This is a genomic window from Leisingera aquaemixtae, assembly GCF_001458395.1.
In the GTDB taxonomy this organism is placed as follows: domain Bacteria; phylum Pseudomonadota; class Alphaproteobacteria; order Rhodobacterales; family Rhodobacteraceae; genus Leisingera; species Leisingera aquaemixtae.
Map to the genome: position 1 here is coordinate 300735 of NZ_CYSR01000040.1, position 15405 is coordinate 316139.

Annotated in this window: 14 protein-coding genes; 9 read left to right on the forward strand and 5 right to left on the reverse strand. The window is 62.9% G+C overall.

Translation table 11 applies throughout. The features are described from left to right. On the reverse strand, positions 1 to 933 hold the full coding sequence (locus PHA8399_RS21590; protein WP_058288129.1) for a DnaJ C-terminal domain-containing protein: 933 nt from the start codon (positions 931 to 933) through the stop codon (positions 1 to 3). Positions 934 to 1638: 705 nt separating this feature from the next. On the opposite strand from PHA8399_RS21590, the gene PHA8399_RS21595 reads away from it, so the two are divergent. The 9 genes from PHA8399_RS21595 to PHA8399_RS22610 all read left to right on the forward strand — a co-directional run bounded on the left by PHA8399_RS21595 (position 1639) and on the right by PHA8399_RS22610 (position 9752). Beyond that, positions 1639 to 2475: a Crp/Fnr family transcriptional regulator gene (locus PHA8399_RS21595; RefSeq protein ID WP_082649609.1), complete on the forward strand. Its 837-nt coding sequence runs from the start codon at positions 1639 to 1641 to the stop codon at positions 2473 to 2475. A 138-nt stretch (positions 2476 to 2613) separates the two neighbouring features. After that, positions 2614 to 3000: a hypothetical protein gene (locus PHA8399_RS21600; protein ID WP_058288131.1), complete on the forward strand. Its 387-nt coding sequence runs from the start codon at positions 2614 to 2616 to the stop codon at positions 2998 to 3000. A 102-nt stretch (positions 3001 to 3102) separates the two neighbouring features. Next, the gene (locus PHA8399_RS21605) at positions 3103 to 3459 is read left to right on the forward strand and encodes an SPW repeat protein (protein WP_058288132.1); all 357 of its coding nucleotides are present in this window, start codon (positions 3103 to 3105) and stop codon (positions 3457 to 3459) included. A 105-nt stretch (positions 3460 to 3564) separates the two neighbouring features. Next, a complete protein-coding gene (locus PHA8399_RS21610) occupies positions 3565 to 3960 on the forward strand; it encodes an Hsp20/alpha crystallin family protein (protein WP_058288133.1) in 396 nt (131 codons plus the stop codon). Next, positions 3957 to 6350, forward strand: a complete 2394-nt coding sequence (gene lon / locus PHA8399_RS21615; RefSeq protein ID WP_058288134.1) for an endopeptidase La — start codon at positions 3957 to 3959, stop codon at positions 6348 to 6350. The genes PHA8399_RS21610 and lon overlap by 4 nt, the downstream gene beginning before the upstream one ends. Before the next feature lie 319 nt (positions 6351 to 6669). Beyond that, a complete protein-coding gene (locus tag PHA8399_RS21620; RefSeq protein ID WP_058288135.1) occupies positions 6670 to 8457 on the forward strand; it encodes an SLC13 family permease in 1788 nt (595 codons plus the stop codon). 173 nt (positions 8458 to 8630) lie between these two features. Next, complete coding sequence (locus PHA8399_RS21625) at positions 8631 to 8879, forward strand: EF-hand domain-containing protein (RefSeq protein ID WP_058288136.1); 249 nt, start codon at positions 8631 to 8633, stop codon at positions 8877 to 8879. Between the two features lie 67 nt (positions 8880 to 8946). After that, positions 8947 to 9414: a CBS domain-containing protein gene (locus PHA8399_RS21630; RefSeq protein WP_082649610.1), complete on the forward strand. Its 468-nt coding sequence runs from the start codon at positions 8947 to 8949 to the stop codon at positions 9412 to 9414. A gap of 197 nt (positions 9415 to 9611) precedes the next feature. After that, on the forward strand, positions 9612 to 9752 hold the full coding sequence (locus PHA8399_RS22610) for a hypothetical protein (RefSeq protein WP_158509287.1): 141 nt from the start codon (positions 9612 to 9614) through the stop codon (positions 9750 to 9752). 33 nt (positions 9753 to 9785) lie between these two features. Here PHA8399_RS22610 and PHA8399_RS21635 read toward each other — a convergent pair whose 3' ends face one another. Genes PHA8399_RS21635 through PHA8399_RS21650 form a run of 4 tightly spaced genes read right to left on the reverse strand, consistent with a single transcriptional unit; the run spans position 9786 to position 15343 of the window. Then, positions 9786 to 12038, reverse strand: a complete 2253-nt coding sequence (locus PHA8399_RS21635) for a GNAT family N-acetyltransferase (protein ID WP_058288138.1) — start codon at positions 12036 to 12038, stop codon at positions 9786 to 9788. Continuing rightward, positions 12013 to 13020: a D-alanine--D-alanine ligase family protein gene (locus PHA8399_RS21640; RefSeq protein WP_058288139.1), complete on the reverse strand. Its 1008-nt coding sequence runs from the start codon at positions 13018 to 13020 to the stop codon at positions 12013 to 12015. The genes PHA8399_RS21635 and PHA8399_RS21640 overlap by 26 nt, the downstream gene beginning before the upstream one ends. Further along, the gene (locus PHA8399_RS21645; RefSeq protein WP_058288140.1) at positions 13017 to 14027 is read right to left on the reverse strand and encodes a D-alanine--D-alanine ligase family protein; all 1011 of its coding nucleotides are present in this window, start codon (positions 14025 to 14027) and stop codon (positions 13017 to 13019) included. Before PHA8399_RS21645 ends, PHA8399_RS21640 begins: the two co-directional genes overlap by 4 nt. Next, positions 14021 to 15343, reverse strand: coding sequence for a KamA family radical SAM protein (locus PHA8399_RS21650; protein WP_082649611.1), 1323 nt, complete (start codon positions 15341 to 15343; stop codon positions 14021 to 14023). Before PHA8399_RS21650 ends, PHA8399_RS21645 begins: the two co-directional genes overlap by 7 nt. Positions 15344 to 15405: the final 62 nt, after the last annotated feature.

A 15405-nucleotide genomic window follows, 5' to 3' on the forward strand; every position in this document is an offset into this window, starting at 1 on the left:
TTATCCCCCTATACTGGCGCGCGGGTTGAACGGGATTTCCCGGGCCATTTGCTCAAACAGTCTGCGAGCGGTATCGGTCGTGACCTTCGGGTTTACTATCTTGAAAGTTGCGTAGATGTCGCCGGAGGGCGATCCTGGCAGCCCCTTGCCCCTAAGGCGAAGGATCTGGCCATTGCGGGCGTTGGGCGGCACTTTCACCGCGAGGCTGCCAACTGGCGCGGGCATCCGGATTTTGCCACCGAGAACCGCCTCCCAAGGCGCTAGCGGCAGATCGAGGTACAGATCCTTTCCGTCGGCCCGGTAAACCGGGTGGGGTGCAAAAAACACTTCCAGCAGAAGGTCGCCGGGCGGACCGCCGCCGGGAGACTGCGGACCTTGGCCGGGCAGACGGATGTGCTGGCCTTCCACAATCCCCTTGGGGATATAGACCGGGATATCGCGGGACTTCAGCTGTACGGTCCCATCTTCGGCTGCTACAGGGGTCTGCAGCGTCAGCACCCGGCTGCCGCCAGTGTAGGCGTCCGGGATATCGATCCGGATGCGGGCATGCTGGCTGGTGCTGCGTTCGTGCCTTGCCTTGGCAAAGGGCGAGGGCCGACGGAACAGGGTTTCGAAGAAGTCGCTGAAAACTTCGCCCCGATCAGTGCCGCCGCTGGTAAAGCTGAACCCCTGCTGCCAGCCTGGCGGCGGTGTGAAGGCCCCGCCGGAGGATTGTTGCTGCTGGTTCCAGAGCCGGTCATAGGCGGCGCGCCGCTCTGGATCCTTCAGCACCTCGTAGGCTTCGGTAATCTCCCGGAACCGCGTCTCGGCCTCGGGAGAGGCGTTGATGTCGGGATGAAACTGACGTGCCAGCCCGCGGTAGGCTCGCTTGATCTCTTCGCTGCCGGCGTCCTTCTGCAACTCCAACGCCTGGTAATAATCCTTGAACTCCATGCCAGCGCCTCCGCTGCTCCAGTCCTTCCGCAACTGTGCCACACCGGGGCCGGGGCGCGGTTGACGGCCATCAATGCCGTACAGTCGGGAATCTGCGACATTTGTGCGGTACGCAGCTTGTCCCCATGACGGCTAGATGCTGCCGGAGCTTTCCGGCTGCCGCGGAACCTCCTTCAGCCGGGAAATCCGGCCAGGACAACCGGCTGAAGGATCAATCGGACAGAGGAGCTTTGGGTGTCTTCAAGAGTACGCGGCTTTCAGCTTGCAGGACGGGTGCCGCTGGGCGGGGACAATAAGGTATTTGTTGTCTGGGGCATGAGGCTGGCCGGGTAGCTGAGGACCTGGAGGCTTTTGCCCGGCGAAAGAAGTTTTTTTTGTGACGCATTTCAAGCCGGAAACGGCACAGGCTGAGGAACGGATAATCGGGGTCTGTGCCGGCTGAAAATGCCTTTGCACAGCAGTGGTCCGCGGCAGGCCGAGAAGAGAGCAGACTGTTCGGGGGAAGGTCTGCTGCCAGCCGCGGATCACGAAACAATTTTGCACTGAAAGTTTCACAGCTTTGGGAGCGCTTTGCGCACAATTCTTTACAAAACAGTCTCTTCCTCAAAACAGCGTGCAGGTGCAGACTGGCACTCCGCTGGCAGCGCTGCGCCGGTGAGTCGCGCCGTGCCTGCCTGGTTCATCCTGTCTGGGGGGAGAGCCGGAATGCATTATGGGAAAGTCACAGCCACTGCTTCAGCAGGGCGTTGCCGGGAGTGCCCGGTCAGCCACTTGAGTATTTGCGCAGCAGCGGGAGAGCAAGCCTTTGCTTCATTTTCAAGCCGGGCCCGTCTGGCAGGGTTCCGGGCGGGGGAAACGATTGTGCCGCAGGGCGAAGAGGCCGGGCACGGCGGCATCATCGTGGAAGGCGCGGTGAAAATCGTTTGCATTACGGAAGCCGGTGCAGCGTATGTGCTGCAGGTGCTGCAACCAGGTGAATGGGTCGGTCCGGTGTTTCCGGAACGGCCGGGAGTTGCCTGGGAGGCCGCGAGCGATGTCATGCTATGTTGGATCGCGCTGCCCGCGCTGGAGACGCTAATGCAGATGGAACCCAAGCTAAGCCGGGCGTTGCTCGCCTCAGTCACCCGACAGTTGAAAGCACAGTGGGACTGGGCAGTGCTGCTGCGCAGCGGCGGCACATTGGGTAGGATTGCCAGCTGGCTGCTGCGCGAGGTTGAGGGGGCAGGTGCTGGTCAGGGCAACTGTAGCGAAGGTGCCGTTGTGGTTATCGACCTGCGGCGCCGGGATTTGGCCTCGTTGCTGGATATGACGGTGGAGACCCTGTGCCGGGGATTGAGCCAGCTGGAGCAGCGCCAAGCCATTGTCATGCTGACGCCTAAACAGGCGGCGGTAAGCAATATGGGTGTGTTGCAGCAGATCGCTAACGGCGAGCGTGGCGCAGGGGAGGGAAAGGCAGCAAAGAGAGTACTGCGGTCGAATAATTCTCACATTGTGACGCAGTCGCCGTCTGCCATCGGCGAAGCTTTCTTTCGCGGCGCTTGATCAGCCAAAACCTGCCGGGACCCGAGCGGGCAGGGCAGGAACCAGCCGGCCTATGACCGCTGTCAATGCCCCTCCGGCAGGGGTGTGGTTTGGGTGGCCTTGTTCATACTATTGCGGAGCAAAATCCCGGAGGGTGTCATGAAAGTGTCCAGTCAGCAAATTCAGAATGAGCGACCAGCCATGGCTGCGGATCGAACGGTCCCTTTGCCGGTAGCGCAGGCAATGCAGGTCTGTGCCGAAGTCTGGGGGGAGGCCTGCAGTTTCACCATGGCCCGTCTCGACGAAAACTTCAAAACGCAGCACTGCATACTGGGCTGCATCAGTCTTGACGAGATCCAGATGGTGCAGTGGCGCCATGTTCAGAAGATGATGGATGATTACCACGAAGAAGCCGGGCGAATGGCCCGGTACTGGCAGGGATTGCCGGAAACTCCGCGGTTTCAGCCTGCGCCGTGGGGGCAACAGCCGGCAGGGCGCCGCGATGGAAAGGCTCCGGAGCACCCGGCTGGCAGTCAGGCAGCGTAGGGTCTGCGGTCCGGCGGGTTGACTGCTGTCAATGAAATCCTGTGCCGATGCGGCAGACTGGAGGTAAGGCAGTTTTCTGCCGTTTGGGGAAAGGACGTGCCGATGATACGCAAGCATTGGCAGAATTGGATCATCACCGCCCTGGGTTGCTGGCTCGCCGTCACGCCGTGGCTTCATAATTCAGGGCTAGCCGACGGCGGTTTGGCCATCCCGGTCAGCTGGAGCTTCATCGCAGCCGGATCGGCAGCCGCAGTCCTGGCGGCCGCAGCCCAGTACACAGGAAACAGCTGGGAGGAATGGGGCTGCGTGGCAATTGGTCTTTGGCTGGTCCTCTCGCCTTGGACACTTGGATTTACTGACAATGGGCCGGTTGCATGGACGGCGGTTCTAAGCGGTGGGGCTATCATGGTGCTGGCCGGTTGGTGCATCGCGCAGGACCCCTGGCGGAGGAAAACCTGACCCAGCGCTTGGCAGGCGGATGCTCTGAGGCCTGCGGCAGAAACTCCGGGTAAGGGATACTAGGATAAACTTTGGTGAAGCATGGACCGTCAGCCTCCTGAGAACATGTTGCTTTCCGAAGCGATGGCGCAGCTTGCGGCGACAGAGAAGTTCTGCCGTCAGCTGTTTCTGCTCACATCCTTGCAGGACGGGCAGCCCTGCTGGGAACCGCCGGTGGATCTCTTGGAAACCGACGACGAGCTGCTTGTCTATGTGGTGTTGCCAGGCGCCAAGGCCGATGACGTTGAGGTGCGCATCAGAAACAACGAACTGATCATCCGGGGGCGGCGGGAGCCGCCGCCGGAGCTGTGCCATGCCACAGTGATCCGGCTAGAGCTGCCCTTTGGCCGGTTCGAACGGCGCATTCCGATCCCGCCGGGCACCTATGCCGTCAAGCGGCAGACGGTGCGGGGGCATTTGCTGATCCGGCTGTGCAAGAGCGGAGAGGGAGAGACGGCATGAACCAAGCCAGCGCTTCAGATATGGCCCAGCTGCAGGACATGCAGAACGTTCCGTTGCCGGAAGACGGGTTGATTCTGCTGCCGGTGCGCGACGTGGTCGCCTTTCCCGGCACAGTCTTCCCTGTCTCTACCGGGCGAGCCAAATCCATTGCGGCAATCCAGCAGGCGATCCGCCAGTCGCGGCCTGTAGGGCTGCTGCTGCAGCGCAACCCGGCGGTCAGCGATCCCAGGGCGGAGGATCTATTTCGCATTGGCTGCGCTGCGAATATCCTTCGGCTGATGACTTCGCCCGACGGCGCGCATCACATAATCTGCCAGGGAGTGGCCCGGTTTAGGCTGGTCGAGATGCTGAAGGGGCCGCCGTTTCCGGTGGGCCGGGTGCTGAACCTGCCAGATGTGACCAGCCATCTGCCGCAGGTCGAGGCCCGGTTTTTGCATCTCAGAAGCCAAGCGGCAGAGCTGCTGTCGCTGTTGCCGCAGAGCCCCGCTGGGTTGGAGGAGGCGGCCCAAGCAGCCACCGAGCCGGGGGCGTTGGCGGATCTGGCAGCGGCCTATTCCGACATCCCAATTGAGGATCGGCAAGAGATCCTTGAAACCGTCGATATTGCTGCCCGGTTGGACAAGGTGTCGAAGATCCTGGCGCGGCGGCTGGAAGTGCTGCGCATCACCCGAGAGATCAGCGAACAGACGCGCGCTGCTTTTGACGAACGCCACCGCGAGGCAATCCTGCGCGAGCAGTTGGCGGCAATCCAGCATGAGCTGGGCGAGGACGGCGGCAATGCGGAGGAGATTGCTCAACTGGGCGAGGCAATCACTCGGGCCGGCATGCCACCGGAAGCCGAGGCAATGGCACGCAAGGAACTGGCCCGCTATGCGCGCCTGTCTGACGCTGCGGGGGAAGGGGCGGTTCTGCGAAACTGGCTCGACTGGATGGTGGAATTGCCCTGGCAGGCGCCAAGCGGCCGACCGGTTAGCCTGATCCAAGCGCGGGGCATTCTGAACGCCGACCACTATGGGCTGGAAAAAGTCAAAGCGCGGATCATCGAGTTCCTGGCTGTGCGCAAGTTATCACCTGAAAGCCGGGCGCCGATCCTGTGCTTTTCCGGGCCGCCAGGGGTTGGAAAAACCTCCCTGGGCCAGTCGATTGCGCGCGCCCTGGGGCGGACCTTTGGCCGGGTCAGCCTGGGCGGGGTGCATGACGAGGCCGAGATCCGGGGCCACCGGCGCACCTATATCGGGGCGCTGCCCGGCAGTATTATTCAGGCGGTGCGGCGGGCCGGCAGCCGAGATTGCGTGCTGATGCTGGATGAAATCGACAAGCTGGGCCACGGTGTCCAGGGCGATCCCTCCGCAGCGCTTCTGGAAGTGCTGGACCCGGAACAGAACAGCACATTCCGCGACAATTACCTTGGGGTGGATTTCGACCTGTCTCGAGTGGTGTTCCTGACCACGGCCAACATGCTGGAAGGCATTCCGCGGCCGCTCCTGGACAGGATGGAGGTAATCAGCCTGCCGGGGTACACCGAAGAAGAAAAGCTGGAGATCGCCAAGCGCTATCTGGTGCCGCGGCAACTGAGGGCCAACGGTTTGATGTACGAGCGCCTCCGGTTCACACCGCCGGCGCTGCGGCTGATAATCCGCAGCTATACCAGGGAAGCCGGGGTGCGCCAGCTGGAACGTCAGATCGGCGCCGTCCTGCGGGCTGCAGCTGTGCGCTATGCTGAAGGCAAGCCAGCGAAAAACAAGCTTGGGGTGGATCAGGTGGAGGCCGCGCTGGGTGCGCCGCTGTTTGAAAATGAGACCGCGCTGCGCATCAGTACGCCGGGAGTTGCCACCGGGCTGGCCTGGACGCCTGCCGGAGGCGACATCCTGTTTATCGAGGCCAGCCGAGCGCCGGGCAAGGGGCGGCTGATCCTCACTGGCCAATTGGGTGAGGTGATGCGGGAAAGCGCCCAGACCGCGTTGTCGCTTTTGAAGGCCCAGGCCGGGAGTCTGGGTCTGGAGGCCAAGAGCTTTGACAGCGTTGACATTCACGTCCACGTGCCCGCCGGCGCCACGCCAAAGGACGGTCCCAGCGCCGGGGTAGCGATATACACCGCACTGGCTTCCCTGTTTCTGGATCGTACTGTGCGCAACGATACTGCGATGACTGGAGAGATATCGCTGCGCGGGGTGGTGTTGCCAGTGGGCGGAATCAAGGAAAAAGTGCTGGCCGCCGCTGCAGCGGGGATTAACCGGGTGATGCTGCCCGCGCGCAACCGGCGCGATCTGGAGGACATTCCCGAGAGCACCCGTAAGCAGCTGGATTTCATCTGGCTCGACACTGCCAGCGAGGCGCTGCGCAAAGCGCTGCAGCGCGCTGCGGGCAGAAAGGGCGCATCGGCTGGGTAGGGGGCAATTACACTCCGGGCAGATGAATGCCCTTGAGGCGTCCAGCGGTGCCAATCTGCGATTGCAAATTCTTCATTTTCTATCATCACATGATCTTCGGTTGGGAAAGTCGGCACAATGCCGTCGGCCAGTGTCAGCAAGCAGTCTTCATCACATGCCTCTAAAGGCGGGGCACAAGGATCCGGCATATTGCATCAAACTCGGTGCTCATGATGTTGATACTTCTGCGTGGGCAGTGTCTGGGCCGCCTTGCTGGGCTGAGCCTGCTCGCAGGGTTTTCGATTTTTCTGGAGGGCGCAGGCATGAGGGGAGCTGAGCGGTGTTCATAGATCCGGGCAACTTTGCTCCGGCGCTGGCGCTGGCATTGACGGTAATGGTCTTTGCTGCCTTTGCCAGCGAGCGGTGGCCTGCGGATCTGGTGGCCTTCACCGGTGCCTGCGCCGCGCTGGCGCTGGGACTGGTAAGCACGGAGGATGTGCTAGCGGCACTGGCAAATCCGGCACCGGCAACAATTGGCGTCATGTTCATTCTGAGTGCCGCGCTGGTGCGGACCGGGGTGCTGGAAGGGCTGACCAGCTTCATGGCGCGGATGGCAAAACGCCATGCTGTCCTAGCGGTGGCAGCTTTCTTTGCCACGGCGGCTGCGGCTTCGGCGGTACTGAACAACACGCCGGTGGTAATGGTGCTGATCCCGGTTGCTATCGGCCTCGCCCGGCAGGCCGGTACGGTCCCGTCCAAGCTGCTGATCCCCTTGTCTTATTCTGTGATTCTGGGCGGCACGGTCACTATGATCGGCACCTCCACCAACCTCTTGGTGGACGGGGTCGCCCGTGGCCTGGGGATGGTTCCGTTCGGGCTGTTCGAGATTGCGCCGCTGGGGCTTGCGGTTGCATTGGCGGGGGGCGGGTTCCTGACTCTGGCCGGGCGGCATCTGCTTCCGGAGAGGGTAACGGTTACTGCCCAGACGGCTGAGCGGGAGGCGAAGAGCTGGCTGGTGGATGTCTTCATCCCAGCGGGCTCGCCGCTGATTGGCGCGCCACCGCTTACGGCGTTGGAGCTGACACGGGGCGGTACGCGAGTGATAGACGTGGTGCGCGGCGATGCGTCACTGCGCCGCGATCTGGCGGCGGTACGGCTGGAGGCCGGAGATATTGTGGTGCTGAAAGCCCGTGACAGCGCACTGATGGCCTTCAGCGAAGGAACCGCGCGGGGAGCCGGGATTCCGGACTTAGAGAGCGGCCGCACCCGATTGTCACAAACTGCTGAACTGCTGGTGGGGCCGGGGTCAAAGGCCGTGGGTCGCACCTTGGGGCGGCTGCGCTGGCGGCGGCGGTTTGGGGTCTATCCCTTGGCGCTGCACCGAAAAGGCGCCTCTGCCGGGAGGCGTCTGGAAAATACCGTGTTGCGGGTAGGGGACACGTTGCTGGTGGAGGGAACGCTTGCTGACATTCAGCGGCTAGCTCTGGAGCAAAGCCTAGTGAGGCTGGTGCAGCGGCAGGCCCGCGCCTTCCGGCACCGCAAGGCGCCGCTGGCAGTGGCGATCCTGCTGGGAGTTGTGGTGCTGGCTGGGTTTAATGCGGCGCCGATCCTAGCGTTGGCGCTGATTGGAGCGGCACTGGTGATGCTGACACGCTGCATCGAGCCGGACGAGGCGTTTTCGGCGGTGGACGGTCGTCTGCTGATCCTTATTGTTTCAATGCTTGTTATCGGCCGCGCATTGGACAGCAGCGGCGCCGTCGAGCTGATTGTTGGAGCGCTGAAACCGTTGATGGCCTTGGCAGGGCCATGGGTGGCGCTGGCCATTGTCTATGCCGTAACTTCGGTGCTGACCGAAGTTCTGACCAACAGCGCGATTGCGGTGATCATGACGCCGCTGGCAGCGGGGCTTGCGGCAGCCCTGGGAGTGGATCCGCGTCCATTTGTCGTGGCGGTGATGTTTGCGGCATCCGCCAGTTTCGCCACCCCGATCGGTTATCAGACAAACACTCTGGTCTATGGAGCAGGCGGCTACAAGTTCGCGGATTTCCTGCGTATCGGCGTGCCAATGAACATAGTCACAGGCGCGGTTACCGTGCTCTTGATCCCGCTGTTGTGGCCGCTGGCTTGAGTCTGGTGGACAGCTAGGGGATGTGGAAAGGGGCGGGTTTGCGCGGGGTTGGGTAAGTAACTGAATTTGCTTTTTTAAAAGTTTACTTTGTTCCCTTGCCTTCAACGATTGCCGGTCCCATTTCAACGATAGGCAGCTCATGACGGGTTGCCGGGTTTCTGATGGAGAAACACATGAGCAGAGTAGCTTTCGGCGCTCTTCTCGCGGCCCTGGCGGCAGTTTCGGCCAATGCAATGAGTGCCGGAATTGATACAGACGGCGACGGCAAGGCGTCCTTGGAGGAACTGCAGGCTGTCTATTCCGGCGTGACCAGCGAACTGTTTGCGGAAATTGATGCAGATGCGGACGGTTTCGTGGATGACGAGGAAATGGCGGATGCGGTCGCCGCCGGAGTTCTGGAAGACCCAGTGACAGAGTTGTAGCAGCTGGAGCGGCGGCGTTCCTGCAGCTTCTTCCGGCTGAACCCTTGTTTCGGAAAGGGGTATCACCATGACAATTCGCAGACTGCTTGATGAACTGGAAGCAGACATCCAGTGGATTGCTCCAGTCTCACCCATGGATGTGGCCATCGCTCTGCTTGCGCAGGAGGATACATCAGCGCTGCTGGTGTCCTCGGACAAGCGGTCGATGGCCGGCATTCTGACCAGCAGTGATATCGTACGTTATCTTGAGGCCCACCAGAAGCTGCCCGGTCATTTGCGGGTGCGGAGCGTGATGACGCACCCCGTCATTTCCTGCGATGCCCGCCAGTCCGTGCAGCGGCTGGAATGGCTGATGTCAAAGCACCATGTGCGCCATATTCCAGTTACTGAGGATGGGGAACCTGTTGCGGTGATCAGCATTCTGGACGTCACCCGCTACCGGCTGCTGACCGCGGAACAGGAGGCAGCTGAACTTCGGGACTATGTTGCTGGGGCATCCTGGCGGGTCAGACCGCGCCCGCACCGGCAGAACTAAAGCGGATCGAAACCGCGCCCGCCTGGCTGGCGCATCTGAGGACTACGCTTATGGTTTTGGCAGGCCATACCACATTGGCAGCCGCCAGACAGGCGGCACATGCTCTGGCGGGGAAGCTTCTGCGCCTGATTCCGCGAACCCGTTCGCGTACTGAGTTGCGCCAAGGGGATACGCCACCGCCGCGTCCGGAAACCCTGATGGAGGATGGCTGGGAACCGGCGGAAACGCTCCAGCAGGAAGCGGCAGAGCGGCGGTGCCTGCCGCCGGATTGCGATGCCAACGAAGTGGAAAACGGCGATACGCCTGGACGCTATGGCGGCGGCCGGTACCGCGGCTGAACTGCTGGAAAAGGCTCCTCGCGCAGCGTCCTGTCAGCGGTCCAGGGTTTTCTCGTAAACCGATTTGCCGTCGCCGTCGCGGTAGAAATCTGGAAACTCGGCGCAAATAACGTAACCCATCCGTTCATAGAACCGGCGCGTCGCCGCATAGGGCGGGCTGCTTGAGGTGTCGATATAGACCTTGCGGCCCTGAGCCTGGCGGATTGCGGCCTCGGACCGTTGCATCAGCAGCCGCCCCAGGCCCGTGCCCTGATGGGACGGGTCTACTGCGATCCAGTAGAGATCCCAGCTGTGATCGCTGCCCGGCACCGGGCCGAAGCAAGCGTAACCCTGCAGCCTGGTGCCGGATTCGGCCAGCAGGAAGTGGTAGCCGGAGGCAGCTCCGGCGCTGAGCCGCTCCTGAGCCAGCTCGCCAGCGATTTCGATCTCCTCCGTGGAGAACTTACCGGTTTCCGCAACCAGCTGCGTGATTCGGGCGGCGTCTCCGGCCCGCAGGGTCTTGCGCCAGCGGCGTTTCGGGGACGGGGCGGGGCGGGGCGATGCCGCCGGTTTCGGGCGCTGCGCAATTCCCTCGGCCAGTCCGCTAAAAAAGGCAGCAGCATTGTCGCCCAAGGTGCGCACCAGGTAGCCGCCTTCCTGAACCACAAGAATGGGAAACGGCTGCCGCCCGATGCAGGCACCAGTCTGGCGGAAGTCTTGCGGTCTCAGCTTCCAGGTGCCGGTCGGGTCGCCGCGGCCAGTGTCAAATCCAAGGCAAAGGACCAGAAAACCCGGATCATGTTCCGCAATCCGCGCCAGAGCCTTTTGCAACGCGGTGTGGAAGTCTCCAGGCGTTGCCTGTTCGGCCAGAGGCAGGTTGAGGTTGTACCCGGCGCCGCTGCCTTGCCCTGTTTCATCGCGAAAGCCGGTGAAATAGGGGTAGGCAAAGCTGGGGTCGCCGTGGATGGAGACCGTCAGCACGTCGGCGCGGGTGTAGAAGATATCCTGCTGGCCGTTGCCGTGGTGGTAGTCAATGTCGAGCATCGCGACCCGCCCGTGCCGGGACAGGAAGTTGGCGGCAATAGCGGCGTTGGAGAGGTAACAGAACCCGCCGAAGGTCTTGTATTCGGCGTGGTGGCCGGGCGGGCGGACCAGTGCATAGGCGGCAGGGGCGCCGTTTAGCACCTCCTCTGCAGCGGTGAGCGTGCAATCGACAGCGCGGCGGGCGGCAGGCCAGGCATTTCGGTTGATCGGGGTGAAGGTGTCGATGCACCAGTAGCCAGCCAGCACGGTGCGTTCGCGCGGGCGGCGGGCCGAATTGCGGACCGGAAAGACATAGGGGTAGACCGCGCCTTTTTCCGGCGCTTCGGCGCAGGCGCTGCGAAGGTACTCCACCAGTTTCGGGTCATGCGCCGCCTTGATCCAGCGGTCCGGGAAATGCCGCGGCGGCAGGCGGGCGAACAGACCGGTGGCGTCCAGCGCTGCGGTAACGGCGGCAATTCGCACCGGGCTTTCGACATAGCCGCGGGTATGGACATGGTGGATGTCGTGGCGATCGTTGATAACCATCGGAATCTGCAGCCCGGTCGGCGGCGGCATGCTGACCGCGCGGGCGGCATAGCGCGGCGGCCGCAACCCGTAGCCCCCCGAGATGGCAGAAGCCACTACTTTCCGGACGTATTCCGGCGGGCAGAGGTCCGCGTATTTACGTTCCAGGATGGCGCGGAAGATCTCTTTGAGCCGTTCCGCTTGCGGCAAGTCAAACTGGCCTAGGCCATCGAACACCAGATGCGGCATATCGGTGTCCTCTGGCGAGAGCGGCAACTCATAGCTTGTGCCGGTGATGGGACGGGCACCGTAGCGTTCGTAGAATTTGAGCCGGGCCGCGTTTTGGGCCAGGGCTGCGCTGTCGTGGACGCTTTCAGGATTATCGGGCAGGCATTCGAAGTAAAGCCCCGCAGCCCCAAGCGCGGCTGCCTCCTGCCGGATCCGCTGATAGAGTGCCCCGCCGGTGCCGGAGCCTGCGGCCTCTACCGGGGTTGCCGCCAGAATGTCCAGGAATGCGAAATCGAGTTCCGGGTCGAACAGCAGCAGGGCAGTACCGCGCACGTCGCCGCGCCCGTTTTCCGCGACAAAGAGCGACGGGATGAACCGTTTGGCAAACGGATTGTTCAGATGCTCCGGCAGCGCGTCGATATCGGCGGACCGTTTGCCCGGAAACTGGGCGCGCAAGATCGCCAGAGCCTTGCCGATTGCGGCTTGGCTGGCGGAGGCGTGGGCATCAGCAATCTTGCGGATGCGGAACATGGCGCGGGTCCTTTTCAGCTGCGGCGAGGGGGAGCGCTGCGAGATGCGCGATCAGGGCGTCATAGCCCATCCCGGCCTGCTCAGCGGCGGCGGCGAAACCGGCATCCGGCGCGAGGCAGGGATTGGTGTTCACTTCCAGGATCCAGGGCCGGCCGCCCTCATCGACCCGAAAATCCACACGCGCGTAGCCAGAAAGACCAAAGATCTGCCAGGTGCGCCGGGCAAGATCCGAAAGCAGGCCCAGCAGAGCATTGTCGCGCTCCGGAAAGGTGAACCGCCGGGGTGTGTGATGGTAGCTGTGTGCGGTTTCATCCCATTTGGCGGCGTAATCGACGATGCAGGGGGCATCGGAGGTGATATCCTGAAACAGGATTTCGGCGGGCGGCAGCACTTTTATGCCTTCGCCGCATTCCAGCAGCGACAGGTTGAACTCGCGCCCGGGAATATATTCCTCTGCAAAGAACCTGCCGCCAAAACGGGCCTCGCGGCGGACAATCTCCTCAGTTGCGTGGGCGCCGGACACAACTGATTGAGCATCGATCCCCAGCGAGGCATGTTCCGTGACGGATTTGACAATCACCCGGTCAAGCTTCGCGAGGGCAGGGCCGGATTGCGGCCAGACCGGTGTCGGCAAGCCGTGCCGGGACATGAGATTCTTTTGCGCGGTCTTGCTGAGAGCAGCCAACTGCGCTGCCGCGGAGCAGCCGGTATAGGGAATACCCACTTCTTCCAGCAGCGGCAGCACCTCAGCCGCGCGCTGCATGTCGCGGTCGATGGCTTCCACCATGTTGAAAACCAGCTCCGGGCGGTCTTTTGCCGCCCAGGGCAGCTTCGCAGGACGGCCCGAGACATGCGCGAGCCGGGCGTCAAAGCCTTGCCGGCTCAACGCGGCGCGGATTGCCTCCGCAGTATCGCGGGTGTCACGTTCGTCGGGATCGTCTCCGCTCGCCCCGTGCAGAACGATGATGGACAGCGGTTTCATAGCGCTGCGCTGAGCGCCTCGGTTCTGTCCGCCAGGCGGCAGCGGCGGATGGCGGCATCCAGAATGCCGCCGATCAACCCCTGGTAATCAAGCCCCGCCTTGGCCGACAGGATCGGCAGGTCGGAATGGCTGGGGTGCAGGCCCGGCAGGGTGTTCACCTCCAGGAAATGCGGCGTGCCGCCAGCGTCGGAGCGCAAATCGATCCGCGCCGCGTCGCGGCAGCCGAGCGCGTGGTAGGCGGCCAGTGCGGAGGCGCCAGCGGCGCGTGCCTCCAGGTCTTCGGCAAGGCGGTAGATGACCCGGGTTTCCCAATGCTCTTTGTTCTGGAAGCTGTAGATTTCCGGCTCTGCCGAGTCGAGCAGAAGGATTTCCATCACCGCAATCACCCGCGCATCCGCCCCGTTGCCGAGAATGCCGACGGTGAATTCGCGCCCGGGCAGGAAGCTCTCAGCCAGAACCGGCTGGCAGAAGCGCTGGCGCAAGGAGCGGGCAGCGGCAGCGGCCTGGTCCACGCCGTTCGCCTTGGAGGCATGTTCGCACCCCTTGCCGGTGCCCTCGGCCAGAGGTTTCAGAAAGACCGGGAACGGCAGGTCCAGTCCGCTATCGTCCGCCGGTGTCTCCAGCACCGCAAAGGGGGCTGTCGGGATGCCCGCATCGCGCACAACCCGTTTGGCCATCGCCTTGTCCAGCCCCAGCGCCTGGGTCAGCGGGTCGGAAAAGGTATAGGGGATACCGAAAGCTTCCAGCAGGGCAGGGACCTGCGCTTCACGGGCGCGGCCTTGCAGCCCCTCTGCGATATTGAAGACCAGATCCCAGCAGTCGCCTGCCGCCAGCCGCTGCGCCAGGATACGGACATGGCCGATCCGTTGTGTTTCGTGGCCCCGCGCACGCAGGGCGTTTTCTATGGCGGTAATAGTTTCCGGGCTGTCGAACTCGGCCATCGCCTCATCGCTGAGGCTGCTGCCCCGGTAGTCGTCGCGCAAATCGTATGTCAGGCCGATCAGCATGGCCGGTGTTCCTTTGATGCGCCCAGGCTGCCGCCCGGATCGGGGTAATGGTAGAGATTGTTTTCGAAGTTGCGCAGGATCAGGTCGCTGCTGCCGCGCCCTGCAACATAATCCGGCAGCAGCGGGATCTTGCCGCCGCCGCCGGGGGCATCGATCACAAACTGCGGCACCGCATAGCCTGTGGTATGGCCGCGCAGGCCCTCAATGATCTCCAGCCCCTTGGCTACCGGCGTGCGGAAATGGGCGGAGCCGGTGATCGGGTCGCATTGGTAGAGGTAATAGGGCCTGACCCGCCGCATCAGCAGCGCCTGGTACATCGGTTTGAGGATATCAACGCTGTCATTGATCCCTTTCAGCAGTACGGTTTGCGAGCCGAGCGGGATGCCCGCGTCCGCCAGCCGCTTGCAGGCCTCTGTGGCCTCTGGTGTCAGCTCGTTGGGGTGGGTGACATGGATCGACGTCCACAGAGGGTGGTGCCGTTTTAGCATCCGCACAAGCTCGCGGGTGACCCGCATCGGCAAGACGATCGGTATTTTTGTGCCAAGCCGGATGAATTCCACATGCGGGATCGCGCGCAAGCGGCCCAGAAGGTAATCAAGCTTGTCATCCGCGATGGTAAGCGGGTCGCCGCCGGACAGCAGCACATCGCGGACCTCGGGGTGCGCAGCGACGTAGTCCAGCGCCCGGTCCCACTGGGAGACCGAAAACTGGTATTCACCGCCTGCCTGGCCCACCATCCGCGACCGGGTGCAATACCGGCAGTAGGTCGAGCAGGTGCCGGTGGTCAGAAACAGCACCCGGTCCGGGTAACGGTGGACCAGTCCCGGCACCGGGGTGTCGTGGTCCTCGCCCAGCGGGTCACCTGCTTCTCCCGGGAGTTGTAAGTATTCCTGTCCGACGGGAATATGGGTGCGCCGCAGCGGCTCATCCGGATCATCCAGCCCCATCAGGCTGGCGTAATAGGGGGTGATGCCGACCGGCAGCCCGCCCTGATGCTGGGCCAGTGCCTCCTGTTCCTCATCGCTCAGGTCAAAGATCCGGCTGAGCACCTCCTGGCTGCGGATGCGGTTGCGCATCTGCCAGCGCCAGTCGTTCCAGTCTTCCGCGGCGGCCTTCGGGAAGTAGATCTTGCGGAAAGCTTTTGTCCTTTCCCCGGCCGGGAATTTCGGTGGCCGTGCCCGGCGGTTTCTAAGGAGGGGCGGGGAGATGCGGGCCTTAGCGTGGTCTGGCAATTGCAGATCAGCGTGGTCCGCGGCGGTCTCTGGTGGGTCCTGGCTTTCCTGAACGCCGGGACCTGCAGCAAGGGGATGGTCCATCCATGGTTTTCCTTGCGCCCAGAGTGCCGTCGCGCGCCAATCGTCGTTGCTGTCGCAGCTCT